The organism is Acidovorax sp. GW821-FHT09B03 (assembly GCF_059418305.1).
Genome location: NZ_JBWKPP010000024.1, coordinates 1 through 12,745, shown reverse-complemented (window position 1 = coordinate 12,745; position 12,745 = coordinate 1). Strand labels below are relative to the sequence as shown.

The following is a 12,745-nucleotide window of genomic DNA, read 5'->3' as shown; positions in this document are numbered from 1 at the left end:
GGTCGCGCCGGAAGGCGGCGTGCCATGAATGAGGCACGCACTGTAACCGACGCGTTACGAGTTTGGTATGACGCTTGTCCAATGCTCAGTAAGAGACGACTGGCTGGGGGTCCATGGACCGCCAAATATACCAAGTCGCCACACTGGCCCATGGCTTCCAGGCCTCGGCGACTTCGCGGGCTTCGCTGCGGCTCACCGTTTCGCCCGAGAAGTAGTTGTGGCTGATGCCGCTGATCAAGCCCACGTCGTCCAGGGGCAGCACATTCGGGCGCATCAGGTAGAAGATCAGGAACATCTCGGCCGTCCAGCGGCCGATGCCGCGGATGGCCACCAGCTCGGCGATGATGGCTTCGTCGTCCATCGAGGCCCAGTCCTTCACGTGCAGCTTGCCGCCGTCGAAGTGCAGGGCCAGGTCCACCAGGTAGTCGACCTTGCGGGCCGACAGGCCGGCCGCGCGCATGTCGTCCACCTTGAGCTTGAGCACGTTGGCCGGCTTCATGCTGCGCGGCAGCTTGGCAAAGCGTTCCCACACGGTCTGGGCGGCCTTCACCGAGATCTGTTGGCCCACGATGGAACGCGCCAGGGTGGTGAAGGCATCGCCCTGGGTCTGCAGCGCGGCATCGCCGAACTGCGGGATCAGGCGCTTCATCACCCGGTCCTTCTTCATCAGGTGCTTGCAGGCTTCGGCCCAGTAGGTGGGCGTGGAGACGACCACGGACTTGGCAGGTGCCGCAGCAGACGACGACGCTGCGGCAGATACGACGGCCGCAGCGGCGGCAGCGACTTCAGGGGCCAGCAGTTCTTCTTTAGCCATTTTTTTGCGTACCGCAGCCATGTTGGTTGTTCTTCTTGTCGTGTTCGTTCATTCGTTCTTCGATCGGGGGCATGCGGTTCTTGGTTGTTCTATCTATCTGTCTGACTAACTGACGGTCTATCTGTCGGTCGCTTACTGGGCGGCTTCCCAGGTGGTGCCGGCGGCCGAATCCTTGAGCACGATGCCCTGGGCCAGCAGCGCCTGGCGGATGCGGTCCGCCTCGGCAAAATCCTTGGCAGCCTTGGCGGCAGCGCGCGCGGCGATCTGCTCGGCGATGGCGGCTTCGTCCAGCCCGGCACCGGCCTGCAGGAAGGCCTGCGGGTCGCCCTGCAGCACGCCCAGGCAGCCGCCCAGGGCCTTGAGCAGCCCGGCCAGTTCAGCGGAGCGGGTCTTGTTCACCTCGCCCGCCAGCTCGAACAGCACGGCCATGGCCTCGGGCGCACCGAAGTCCTCGTCCATCGCAGCCTTGAAGCGCGCGGCATAGGGGTCGGCCCAGTCGATGGCGGCCACGGGGGCCGGGGCCACCAGGCTGAGCGCGGTGTACAGGCGCTTGAGGGCATTGCGCGCGTCGTCCAGGTGGGCATCGCTGTAGTTCAGGGCGCTGCGGTAGTGGGCACGCACGATGAAGAAGCGCACCGTCTCGGCGTCGTACTTGGCCAGCACCTCGCGGATGGTGAAGAAGTTGCCGAGCGACTTGCTCATCTTCTCGTTGTCCACGCGCACAAAGCCGTTGTGCACCCAGAACTTCGCCAGGGGCTTGCCGTTGGCGCCTTCGCTCTGGGCGATCTCGTTCTCGTGGTGCGGGAACTGCAGGTCCATGCCGCCGCCGTGGATGTCGAAGGTCTCGCCCAGCGTGGCGCCGCACATGGCCGAGCACTCGATGTGCCAGCCGGGGCGGCCCGAGCCGAATTCGCTGTCCCACTTGGCCTCGGGCGGCTCCTCGGGCTTGGACGACTTCCACAATACGAAATCGAGCGGATCTTCCTTGCCATCGAGCACGGCCACGCGCTCGCCGGCGCGCAGCTCGTCGACCGACTTGCCCGAGAGCTTGCCGTAGCCGTCGAACTTGCGCACGGAGTAGTTCACGTCGCCATTGCTGGCGCGGTAGGCCAGGCCCTTGCCTTCCAGGGTGCTGATCAGCGCGAGCATCTGCGGCACGTATTCGGTGGCGCGCGGCTCGATGGAGGGCGGCTCGATGCCCAGGGCCGCGATGTCGGTGTGCATGGCGGCGACCATCTCGTCCGTGAGGGCGCGGATGGTGATGCCACGCTCCAGCGCACGCTTGATGATCTTGTCGTCGATGTCGGTGATGTTGCGCACGTAGGTCACGCGCAGGCCACTGGCCTTGAGCCAGCGCTGCACCACATCGAACGCCATCATCATGCGGGCGTGGCCGATATGGCACAGGTCATAAATGGTCATGCCGCACACGTACATGCGCACATGGCCAGGTTCGAGCGGGGAAAAGTTCTCCAACTCACGCGAAAGCGTGTTGTAGATGCGCAAACTCATGGGATGTCAGTCAGGGGAAATCGGCAGGGGTGTGGATGAAGCCCGTTCACCCGGCAGCAGCGGGAACAGGCCCCTCGGGGGGCGCGTTCGTCAGCGAACGCCCATCGAAATCACCAGCGGCAACAGCGCACCGTCATGACCACCCCCTCAGCTACAATCCGCCGCAGTATAAGCCCCGCCAGGGTTCAACGCTGCCCATCACCTTGCATATCCTCATGAAGCAACCAGTCCGCCGCACACTCCCCCGACTCCTGCGCCTGCTGGCCCTGACGGCATTGGTGGGCACCACCCTGGCGCACGCGGCCGACGACTACGCCGACATCACGCAATTGCTCAAGGCCGGCAAGGCCGGCGAGGCCCTGGCCAAGGCCGACCAGCGCCTGGCCACCAGCCCGCGCGACCCGCAGCTGCGCTTTCTGCGCGGCGTGGCCCAGTCCGACTCGGGCAAGCCCACCGAAGCCATCGCCACCTTCACCAAGCTGACCGAAGAGTACCCCGAGCTGCCCGAGCCGTACAACAACCTGGCCGTGCTCTACGCCAACCAGAACCAGCTGGACAAGGCCCGCACCGCGCTGGAAATGGCCATCCGCACCAACCCCAGCTACGCCACCGCGCACGAGAACCTGGGCGACATCTATGCCAAGCTGGCCAGCCAGGCCTACAACAAGGCGCTGCAGCTGGACGCGACCAACGCCAACTCCGTCAAACCCAAGCTGGCGCTGATCCGCGAGCTGTTCTCGGCAGACCCCACAGGCAAGACCCGCCCTGCCGCTGCCGCCCCGGCAACCGCACCGGCCGTGGTCGCCACGCAGCGCCCTGCGCCGGCACCTGCAGCCGCACCCGCTGCTGCCCCCAGCCCGGCAGCCGCCCCCACACCGGCACCCGCTCCGGCCGCCGCCGCAGCCCCGGCCGCCCCGGCACCTGCCCCTGCGGCGGCTGCACCCGCGGCATCGGCCGCCTCCACGCAGGACGTCACCGCCGCCGTGCAGGCCTGGGCCGCCGCCTGGGCCGCCAAGGACATGAAGGCCTACCTGGCCGCCTACGACAAGGACTTCGACCCACCAGGCCGCCAGACCCGCGCCGCCTGGGAGAAGGAGCGCGAGTCGCGCATCGTCGGCAAGTCCAAGATCGCAGTGCAGGTCTCCGATATCACCGTGAGCGTGAGCGGCACCAAGGCCACGGCACGCTTTCGCCAGGCCTACAGTGCCGACGCGCTCAACGTGACCAGCCGCAAGACGCTGGACCTGGTGCAGAACGGTGGCCGCTGGGCCATCGTGCGGGAATCCACCGGCGGCTGATGGACGTGCACGACATGGCGACGGCGCCCACCACCGCGTGGGCTGGCGGGCATTGCGCCACCAGCCCCTGAGCGAAGCACGGACATGATGGTGGAGCCGTCCCTCTGGGGCCGCCGCACGGCGGCCGTTGTTGTTGCCTTGGCCTGCGCGGTGCAGGCCCTGCCCGCCTTCGCCCAGAACCCGCAGGCCCGCATGCGCACCGGCGCCGCGGCCAAACCCGCCAAGGGCCCCGAGGCGCTGCGCGACGGCCAGGCCGAAACCCGCCTGCTCGAGGTCTACCGACTCACCGGCGAAGGCCGCGGCCGCGAGGCCCTGGCCCGCGCCGAAAGCCTGGCACGCGACTACCCCAACTTCCAGCTGGCGCAACTGGCCCTCGGTGACCTGCTCAACGCCCGCGTGCGCCCCGTGCGCAAGCTCGGCGATGTGCCCGAGGCCGACGCCGCACGCGCCCCCGAAGCCGGCGGCATGCTCGACGAGCTGCGCACCGAGTCGCTGCAGCGCGTGCAGGCGCACAGGAACCGCCCGGGTGCCGACCGCATACCCGCCCAGTTCCTGGAGCTGTCGTCACGCTCGCGCCACGCGATCGCCATCGACGCCTCGCGTTCGCGCCTGTACCTGTTCGAGAACACGGACAAGGGCCTGCAACTGGTGGCCGACTACTACGCCTCCGTCGGCAAGCTCGGCATCGAAAAGCTCGTCGAGGGCGACCAGCGCACGCCGCTCGGGGTGTACTTCATCACCAGCCGGCTCGACCCCGCCACGCTCAAGGACTTCTACGGCGCCGGGGCCCTGCCCATCAACTACCCCAACCCGCTGGACCAGAGCCGCGGCAAGACCGGCAGCGGCATCTGGCTGCACGGCACCCCGCCCGACCAGTTCGCGCGCGCGCCACTGGCCACCGATGGCTGCGTGGTGCTGGCCAACCCCGACCTGGAGCGCATCCTGCGCCAGGTGGAGCCGCGCTCCACCCCCGTGGTGATTGCCCGCCAGCTGCAGTGGGTGGCCACGCACAGCGTGCAGGCCGAGCGCAAGGCCTTCGAGGCCGTGCTCAACGCCTGGCGCACCGCCAAGTCGCAGGGCGACATGGCACGGCTGACCAGCTTTTATGCCAGCGACTTCCAGAGCCACCGCCAAAAGCCCCTGGCCGAGTGGACCAGCGTGCTGCAGGCCGAAACGCGCGCCCTCAAGGGCCGCGAAATACAGCTGAAAGACAAGTCTTACCTGCGCTGGACAGACGCGGCCGACACCATGGTGGTAACGTTCGGCGAAGTCGCCGATGGCGCACGCACCGGCCCCGTCAAGCGCCAGTACTGGAAGCGCAAGGGCCAGCAATGGCAAATATTCTTTGAAGGAGTGATTGGATGATTTCCAAGAGAAACGCGGCCCTGTCGCTGGCCAGCATCGCACTGACAGCCCTCGTCGGCATCGCCCCCGCCCAGGCGCAGGATGCGCCCAAGGTCAAGCTCGCCACCTCCCTGGGCGACATCGTGCTGCAGCTCGACCCCGCCAAGGCGCCCAAGTCGGTGGAGAACTTCCTGGCCTACGTGAACGCCAAGCACTACGACGGCACCGTCTTCCACCGCGTGATGAACGGGTTCATGATCCAGGGCGGCGGCTTCACGCCCGACATGCAGCAAAAGCCCACGCGCCCGCCGATCCCGCTGGAGGCCAAGAACGGCCTGAAGAACGACACCTACACCGTCGCGATGGCGCGCACCTCCGTCCCCGACTCGGCCACCGCGCAGTTCTTCATCAACGTGAAGAACAACGACAGCCTGAACGCCCCCAGCCCCGACGGCCACGGCTACGCCGTGTTCGGCAAGGTGGTGAGCGGCACCGAGGTGGTCGACAAGATCAAGGCCGTGGCCACCGGCAACAAGGGCGGCCATGCCAACGTGCCCAACGAACCCATCGTCATCACCTCGGCCACGGTCGTGAAGTGATAATCCCACCCCTTTCCTGAAGAAAGCATTGCCATGAGCAACCCCCAAGTCGAACTGCACATCGCCGGCTACGGCGTCATCACCCTCGAACTCGACGCCGAAAAGGCCCCCAAGTCGGCCGAGAACTTCCTGGCCTACGTGAACAAGGGCCACTACAACAACACCATTTTCCACCGCGTGATCCCCGGCTTCATGGTGCAAGGCGGCGGCTTCGAGCCCGGCATGGCGCAAAAGCCCAGCGACGCCCCGATCCAGAACGAAGCCAACAACGGCCTGAAAAACGCCAACTACACCGTGGCCATGGCGCGCACGAGCGACCCGCACTCCGCGACCGCCCAGTTCTTCATCAACGTGGCCGACAACGGCTTTTTGAACCACACCGCTCCCTCGGCCCAGGGCTGGGGCTATGCCGTGTTCGGCAAGGTGGTCGGCGGCGCCGACGTGGTGGACAAGATCAAGGCCGTGAAGACGGGCCGCAAGGGCTTCCACGACGACGTGCCGAAGGAAGACGTGATCATCGAAAAGGCCGTGGCTCTGTAATCAAGAGCACCGGCAGCGTCACCCCGTGACCACGACCGTGCCCCGGTTCGAGGAGCTCATCGCTCCCTCGCACTGGCGCACGGTCGATTTCATTTCGGACCTGCACCTGCAGGCCAGCGAGCCCGCCACCGTCGCCGCGTTCCGGCACTACCTGCAGGCCACCCCGGCCGATGCCCTGTTCATCCTGGGCGATCTGTTCGAGGTCTGGGTGGGCGACGACGCCATCGACGAGCCCGGCAGCTTCGAGGCCGAGGGCTGCGCCGCGCTGTCCGCCGCCGCGCAGCGCCTGCCGCTGTTCTTCATGCACGGCAACCGCGACTTCCTGGCCGGCCCGGCCTTTCTGCAGCGCACGGGCATGACAGGCCTGGCCGATCCCACGGTGCTGGTCTTCGCTGGCCAGCGCATCGTGCTCAGCCACGGCGACCTCCTGTGCCTGGACGACGTGGACTACCAGCGCTTTCGCGTGCAGGCGCGCAGCAGCGCCTGGCAGCAGGCCTTTCTGGCCCAGTCCCTGGCCACACGGCGCGCCCAGGCGCGCGGCATCCGCCAGGAGAGCGAGAACAAAAAACAGTCGGGCGCCGTCTATGCCGATCTGGACGGCCCCGCCACCCTCGCCTGGCTGCAGGCTGCCCAGGCCGGCAACCTGGTGCATGGCCACACCCACCGGCCCGCAGAGCACGCCCTCGCGCCCGGCTTCACGCGCGTGGTGCTCAGCGACTGGGACGCCGCCGCATTGCCCCCGCGGCTGGAAACACTGCGTTTGTCGCGGGCGGGCTTGGAACGCATCGCACTCACCCCCAGTTAACAGGTGTCTTGAATTCCAGCGGCATGCTTTTGTTGGCATGCTCTGACACCATGCCCCCTCTCCTCAACCGGCTCTGGCGCCGCGTGCGCACCACCGTGGCCCCCGTGCCCGACATCTCGGCCACGCTGTGGCTCGCCACACTGCAGCGCTACCCCTTCCTGGCCGCGCTGTCGCTGCACGACCAGTCCAAGCTGCGCGCGCTCAGCGCCCTCTTCCTGCACGACAAGCGTTTTCATGGTGCACATGGCCTGGAAGTGACCGACGCCATGGCCATCGACATCGCCGCCCAGGCCTGCCTGCCACTGCTGCACTGGGGCGATCCGGCCAAGGCCCTTGCGTGGTACGACGATTTCGTGGGCATCGTGCTGCACCCCGGCGAGGCCGTGGCCAGGCGGCAGACCGTGGACGAGGCCGGCGTGGTGCACGAACACGAGCAGGTGCTGCTGGGCGAAGCCATGGACCGCGGCCCCATCATGCTCAGCTGGGAGCACGCCTCCAACGGCCGCGAGAACACCGAGCGCGGCACCAACGTGGTGGTGCACGAGTTCGTGCACAAGCTCGACATGCGCGGCGGCCGCGAACCCAATGGCTGCCCGCCCCTGCCCGCCGGCTTCATGGGCACGCGCACCGGCCGCGGCGCTTATGAAGCCTGGTGGAACGCCTGGGAGCCCGCCTACGCGGACTTCCGCGAAGCCGTCATCAAGGCCGAGCGCTTCGGCGCCGAGATGCCCTGGCTGGATGCGTACGGCGCCACCTCGCCCTCCGAATTCTTCGCCGTGGCCTGCGAGGCCTACTTCGTGAACCGCACGCGCTTCAGCCAGGAGTTCCCAGGGCTGGTGCCGGTGCTGGATGCGTTTTTCAAGCGCCCCGCAGATGCCATCTGAGCCCTCAGCTCACACCAAGCATCCGTACCTCCATCGACAAGACCGGCGAGACGCCTCAGTTCGGAGAGGAGATAGGGCACATCGTCTCGAGCGGCAGCCATGAATTCGATGTCTGCATCCGATGCGCCATCGAAATCAACAACGCCCGTCGCGGTGGCGATGCAGCTGGATCCGCTGCTGTGATCTCGCCCCTCCAGCATGGCACACCAAGGCCCTGCGACTGCCGCCGCTGCTCGGGCCTCTATGGCAACAAGCCGTTGCTGATCAAGCAGCAAACCCAGTCTGCTCAAATCCCGGGCGGCCATTCGCAACCGCTCCGGTTACTTCAGCAACCGCAAAACAGCGGCATTTGCGCGGACATTTCTCGCATACTCAAAAGGCGAAGTGTCTCCAAAAATCTTCTCGCCTTTGGATGCCCCACTGTCCAGAAGCAGTTGGACCAGTTCTGCGCGCCCGGAAATGATCGCATTGAACAATGGCGTCGCACCCTGGTCTCCCTTCGCATTGGGGTCAGCCCCAGCATCCAACAGCATCCTGGCAGCGCGCACATCGCCCCAAGTGCAGACCGTATGCAGTGGCGTATCGCCAAAATCATTGCGCTCGTTGATCGAGTTGATCTTCAGCCCGAACCAGCTTGCAGTGTCTTGGCACCTCTTGAACAGGTCCTGAAGGTTGTCCATGGGTTCATCTCATCCAACAAATTAAAGCGTCAGGCTTGGTCACAGGCTTTACCGCCGCAAGCACACATTCGACTGGCCAAGTGCCTGCGATACCAAGCCATCATAGGTCTGCCGGCCTCCCACACACGAGCCCTTTGTGCCCACCTTCGCCTTCAATCGCACCTGAACACTCCATCCAATTTTTGACAATTCATCCAATTTTGGATAAATTGTCTACATGACTGCACGCCCCTCCTCCCGCCGCGCTACCACAAAGCCCGCGCGCACCCCCGAACAAAAAGCCCTGCTCTCCCAGATCGAGCAGGTGGCCCAGGGCCTCGCCGCCACCTTTGCGCCATTCTGCGAAGTGGTGGTGCACGACCTGCTGGACCCGGGGCAGTCCATCCTCGCGATCCACAACAACCTCTCGGGCCGCTCGGTCGGTGAGCCGACGACCGAGCTGGGCCTGGCGCGCATTGCCGACCCCGACTACCCGCAGGTGATCGCCAACTACGCCAACCAGTTCGCCGATGGGCGGCAGGCCAAGAGCACGTCGGTGGGTATCAAGGATTCCTCGGGCGAGTACATCGCCGCGCTGTGCCTGAACGTGGACCTCACGCTGTTCCGCAGCCTGCAGAGCGTGGTGGGGCAGTTCACGGCCATCGATGGCGACACGGGGCTTGCCGAGTCCCTGGACCCGGCCGGGGCCGACGCCATCCGCCAGCGCATCGACCAGTTCGCGGCGCGCCTGTCCACCGCACCGCGCGCGCTCAAGGCGGCCGAACGGCGCGCGCTGCTGCGCGAACTGCGCGAGTCGGGCAGCCTGCAGGTGCGCCGCGCGATGGAGGTGGTGGCGCAGCACCTGGGCGTGTCGCGCGCCACGGTGTACGGCGACGTGGCCGGCAAGTGAGGTGAAGGCATGACCACAGACCACGCCACGACCGCCCGCGCACAGGCCTCCCTGCTCCTGCTCGACACCCACCAGGTCAGCGCCCTGCTACAGCCGCACGATGTGCTGGCCGCCGTGCGCGAGGCCTTCACCCTGCACAGCCAGCGCGCGGGCCGCGTCTTCCCCGTGGTGCGCGAGGCATTGCCCACGGGCGGCGTGTTCGGTATCAAGTCGGGCGACGTGTCTGCGCAAGGGCTGCTGGGCTTCAAGGCCGCGGGCTTCTGGCCCGCCAACCGGGCACGGGGCGGCGAGCCGCACCAGGCCACGGTGCTGCTGATCGACCCGGCCACGGGCCGCCCGCTGTGCGTGCTGGACGGCAATGCCATCACCACCGAACGCACGGGTGCCGCCGGCGCGCTGGGCCTGCAGCACCTGGCGCGGACCGACAGCACGCGCCTGTGCCTCTTTGGCACCGGCGTGCAGGCACGCGTGCAGCTGCGCTTTGCGCTGCGGGTGCTGCCCGCGCTCACCCAGGTGTGCTACCTCACGCACGACGGCCAGCCGCGGCCCGATATCGAGGCGCAGTTCCAGGGCCGCTGCGACATCGTCCACGCCACCGACGCCAACGCCGCCGTGGCCGCCAGCGATGTGGTCATCACCGCCACGCCGGGCGGCGGTGCGCTGTTCGATGCCGCGGCCGTGCAGCCCGGCACCCATGTCAACGCCGTGGGCACCGACACCAAGGGCAAGCGCGAACTGCCGCCCGGCCTGCTGGAACAACGTGCCCGCGTGTTCGTGGACGACGCCACACAGGCCCGCAGCATTGGCGAAGTCCAGTGGGCCGCGCCCGACCTGCCCTGTACCGAGCTGGGCGACCTGCTCACAGGCCAGGCGCCGCCGCAGCGCAACGCGCAGGACATCACCGTCTTCGACATGACCGGCCTGGCACTGCAGGACCTTACCGTCGCCCGCATGCTGCACACCCAGGCGCTGGGGCAGGGCCTGGGCACCGCCCTGGCCTGGCCCTGGTGACCCCTCCCCCTTTTCCCTCTGTCTCTCCTCCACCCATCCACCACCACCATCCACCCTTGCCATGACCACTGCCCTCCAACTTCCTACCTATGACGACGTCGTGGCCGCTGCCGGCCGCATCGCAGGCATTGCGCACCGCACGCCCGTGCTCACCTCGCGCACCGTGGATGCGGAGCTGGGTGCCCAGGTGTTCTTCAAGTGCGAGAACCTGCAGCGCATGGGCGCGTTCAAGTTCCGCGGCGCCTACAACGCGCTCGCCCAATTCGACGCCGCGCAGCGCAAGGCCGGGGTGATCGCGTTCTCCTCGGGCAACCATGCGCAAGGCATTGCCCTGGCCGCGCGCGAGCTGGGCATGCCCGCCACCATCGTCATGCCGCAGGACGCACCCGCCGCCAAGGTGGCGGCCACGCAGGGCTATGGCGCCAACGTGGTGTTCTACGACCGCTACACGCAGGACCGCGAGCAGATCACGCGCGACCTGGCCGAGCGCAACGGCCTGACCCTGATCCCGCCGTATGACCATGCCGACGTGCTGGCCGGCCAGGGCACGGCCGCCAAGGAGCTGTTCGAAGAGGTGGGCGAGCTCGACGCCTTCTTCGTCTGCCTGGGTGGCGGCGGCCTGCTCTCGGGCTCGGCCCTGTCCACGCGCGCGCTGTCGCCCCGCTGCAAGCTCTACGGCGTGGAGCCCGAGGCCGGCAACGACGGGCAGCAGTCCTTCCGCACCGGCTCCATCGTGCACATCGACACCCCCAAGACCATCGCCGACGGCGCGCAGACGCAGCACCTGGGCAACATCACCTTCCCCATCATCCGCCGCGATGTGGACGACATCCTCACCGTGAGCGATGCCCAGTTGGTGGACGCCATGCGCTTCTTCGCCACCCGCATGAAGCTGGTGGTGGAGCCCACGGGCTGCCTGGGCTTTGCGGCAGCGCGCGCACGCGCTGCAGAACTCCGGGGCAAGAAGGTTGGCGTGCTGATCAGCGGCGGCAACGTGGACATGGAACGTTTCTGCAGCCTCCTGGCCAGCTGATCCACCAAGACAACGAGGACCTTTCGCCATGCAGGAAGCACCCACCGTCCATCTGCCGATCCCTCTGTCCCAGGTTGACACGCCCTCCGCGTTGATCGAGCTGCCGCGCATGCGGCGCAACATCGCGCGCATGCAGGAGCGCATGAACGCGCTGGGCGTACGCTTTCGCCCGCACGCCAAGACGGCCAAGTGCCCCGCCGTGACCGATGCGCAGATCGCCGCCGGCGCGCAGGGCATCACCGTGTCCACCCTCAAGGAGGCAGCGCAGTTCTTCGCCCACGGCGTCACCGACATCCTGTACGCCGTGGGCACGGTGCCGCACAAGCTGCCCCAGGTGCTGGCGCTGCGCCGCCAGGGCTGCGACCTGAAGATCATCACCGACAACCTCGCCGCCGCCCAGGCCATCGTGGAGTTCGGCCGCGCCAACGGCGAGGTGTTCGAGGTGCTGATCGAGGTGGACACCGATGGCCACCGCTCGGGCATCCGCCCCGACGAGGCCGCGCTCATCGACGTGGGCCGCGCCCTGCACGAAGGCGGCATGCGCCTGGCCGGCGTCCTGACGCACGCGGGCGGCAGCTATGACCTGAACACCCCCGAGGCCCTCACCGCCCTGGCCGAGCAGGAGCGCGCCGGCTGCGTGCGCGCGGCCGAGCGCCTGCGCGCAGCCGGCCTGCCCTGCGCCGTGGTGAGCGTGGGCTCCACGCCCACGGCCCTGTCGGCAGCAGACCTTGCGGGCGTGACCGAGGTGCGCGCCGGCGTGTACGTGTTCTTCGACCTGGTGATGCACAACGTGGGCGTGTGCAGCACCGACGACATCGCGCTGAGCGTGCTCACCACCGTGATCGGCCACCAGGTGGACAAGGGCTGGGTGATCGTCGACGCTGGTTGGATGGCCATGAGCCGCGACCGGGGCACGCAAAAGCAGTCGCACGACTATGGCTATGGCCAGGTGTGCGATGTGGATGGGACGGTGCTGGATGGCTACGTGCTGAGCGGCGCCAATCAGGAGCACGGGATCCTGTCGCTGGTCGATGGATCCGGGTCGCCGGACGTGGGAGATATTGCGCGGCGGTTTCCGGTGGGGAGGCAGCTGCGGATCTTGCCGAACCATGCGTGTGCCACGGGGGCGCAGTATGGGGAGTATCGGGCGGTGGAGGGTGGGGTTGTGGTGGGGGAGTGGGCGCGGTTTGGGGGTTGGTGATATCGGCCTTTTGATGGCTCTGGTTGCTGTATGCCTTGGTTGAGGGCGGAGGCCGGGGTGTGCGCCCGGCGGCGCACCCACCTTCTTTTGCGTCGCCAAAAGAAGGTGGGCCAAGAAAAGGCGACCCCCAGTCTG

Annotated in this window: 13 protein-coding genes; 10 read left to right on the top strand and 3 right to left on the bottom strand. The window is 67.4% G+C overall.

Annotated features, from left to right (window positions below; all coding sequences use genetic code 11):
- Nucleotides 1–85: 85 nt before the first annotated feature.
- Together AC07PA_RS28980 and cysS are read right to left on the bottom strand one after the other, a co-directional pair.
- The gene (locus AC07PA_RS28980; RefSeq protein WP_494609670.1) at nucleotides 86–814 is read right to left on the bottom strand and encodes a DNA-3-methyladenine glycosylase family protein; all 729 of its coding nucleotides are present in this window, start codon (nucleotides 812–814) and stop codon (nucleotides 86–88) included.
- A 132-nt stretch (nucleotides 815–946) separates the two neighbouring features.
- The gene (cysS, locus tag AC07PA_RS28975) at nucleotides 947–2,326 is read right to left on the bottom strand and encodes a cysteine--tRNA ligase (RefSeq protein ID WP_007854934.1); all 1,380 of its coding nucleotides are present in this window, start codon (nucleotides 2,324–2,326) and stop codon (nucleotides 947–949) included.
- A gap of 215 nt (nucleotides 2,327–2,541) precedes the next feature.
- Here cysS and AC07PA_RS28970 point away from each other — a divergent pair, with 215 nt between their 5' ends.
- From AC07PA_RS28970 to AC07PA_RS28945, 6 genes are all read left to right on the top strand, one after another.
- Nucleotides 2,542–3,624 carry a L,D-transpeptidase Cds6 family protein gene (locus AC07PA_RS28970; RefSeq protein WP_494609669.1) on the top strand — a complete coding sequence of 361 codons (1,083 nt, stop codon included), beginning with the start codon at nucleotides 2,542–2,544 and terminating at the stop codon, nucleotides 3,622–3,624.
- An 84-nt stretch (nucleotides 3,625–3,708) separates the two neighbouring features.
- Nucleotides 3,709–4,989, top strand: coding sequence for a L,D-transpeptidase family protein (locus AC07PA_RS28965; RefSeq protein ID WP_007854931.1), 1,281 nt, complete (start codon nucleotides 3,709–3,711; stop codon nucleotides 4,987–4,989).
- The gene (locus AC07PA_RS28960) at nucleotides 4,986–5,567 is read left to right on the top strand and encodes a peptidylprolyl isomerase (RefSeq protein ID WP_007854930.1); all 582 of its coding nucleotides are present in this window, start codon (nucleotides 4,986–4,988) and stop codon (nucleotides 5,565–5,567) included. Before AC07PA_RS28965 ends, AC07PA_RS28960 begins: the two co-directional genes overlap by 4 nt.
- 33 nt (nucleotides 5,568–5,600) lie before the next feature.
- A complete protein-coding gene (locus AC07PA_RS28955; RefSeq protein WP_007854929.1) occupies nucleotides 5,601–6,107 on the top strand; it encodes a peptidylprolyl isomerase in 507 nt (168 codons plus the stop codon).
- Between the two features lie 25 nt (nucleotides 6,108–6,132).
- Nucleotides 6,133–6,912, top strand: a complete 780-nt coding sequence (locus AC07PA_RS28950; protein ID WP_494609668.1) for a UDP-2,3-diacylglucosamine diphosphatase — start codon at nucleotides 6,133–6,135, stop codon at nucleotides 6,910–6,912.
- A 50-nt stretch (nucleotides 6,913–6,962) separates the two neighbouring features.
- Entirely contained in the window at nucleotides 6,963–7,796 is an 834-nt protein-coding gene (locus AC07PA_RS28945) for a M90 family metallopeptidase (RefSeq protein ID WP_494609667.1), read from the top strand.
- A 320-nt stretch (nucleotides 7,797–8,116) separates the two neighbouring features.
- Here AC07PA_RS28945 and AC07PA_RS28940 read toward each other — a convergent pair whose 3' ends face one another.
- Entirely contained in the window at nucleotides 8,117–8,476 is a 360-nt protein-coding gene (locus tag AC07PA_RS28940) for an ankyrin repeat domain-containing protein (protein ID WP_494609666.1), read from the bottom strand.
- Between the two features lie 217 nt (nucleotides 8,477–8,693).
- On the opposite strand from AC07PA_RS28940, the gene AC07PA_RS28935 reads away from it, so the two are divergent.
- The 4 genes from AC07PA_RS28935 (at nucleotide 8,694) to AC07PA_RS28920 (ending at nucleotide 12,610) form a co-directional block, all read left to right on the top strand.
- A complete protein-coding gene (locus AC07PA_RS28935) occupies nucleotides 8,694–9,365 on the top strand; it encodes a helix-turn-helix transcriptional regulator (protein WP_494609665.1) in 672 nt (223 codons plus the stop codon).
- Nucleotides 9,366–9,374: 9 nt separating this feature from the next.
- Complete coding sequence (locus tag AC07PA_RS28930) at nucleotides 9,375–10,376, top strand: ornithine cyclodeaminase family protein (RefSeq protein ID WP_494609664.1); 1,002 nt, start codon at nucleotides 9,375–9,377, stop codon at nucleotides 10,374–10,376.
- 61 nt (nucleotides 10,377–10,437) lie between these two features.
- A complete protein-coding gene (locus AC07PA_RS28925; RefSeq protein ID WP_494609663.1) occupies nucleotides 10,438–11,409 on the top strand; it encodes a threo-3-hydroxy-L-aspartate ammonia-lyase in 972 nt (323 codons plus the stop codon).
- A gap of 28 nt (nucleotides 11,410–11,437) precedes the next feature.
- Complete coding sequence (locus tag AC07PA_RS28920) at nucleotides 11,438–12,610, top strand: DSD1 family PLP-dependent enzyme (RefSeq protein ID WP_494609662.1); 1,173 nt, start codon at nucleotides 11,438–11,440, stop codon at nucleotides 12,608–12,610.
- Nucleotides 12,611–12,745 lie beyond the last annotated feature (135 nt).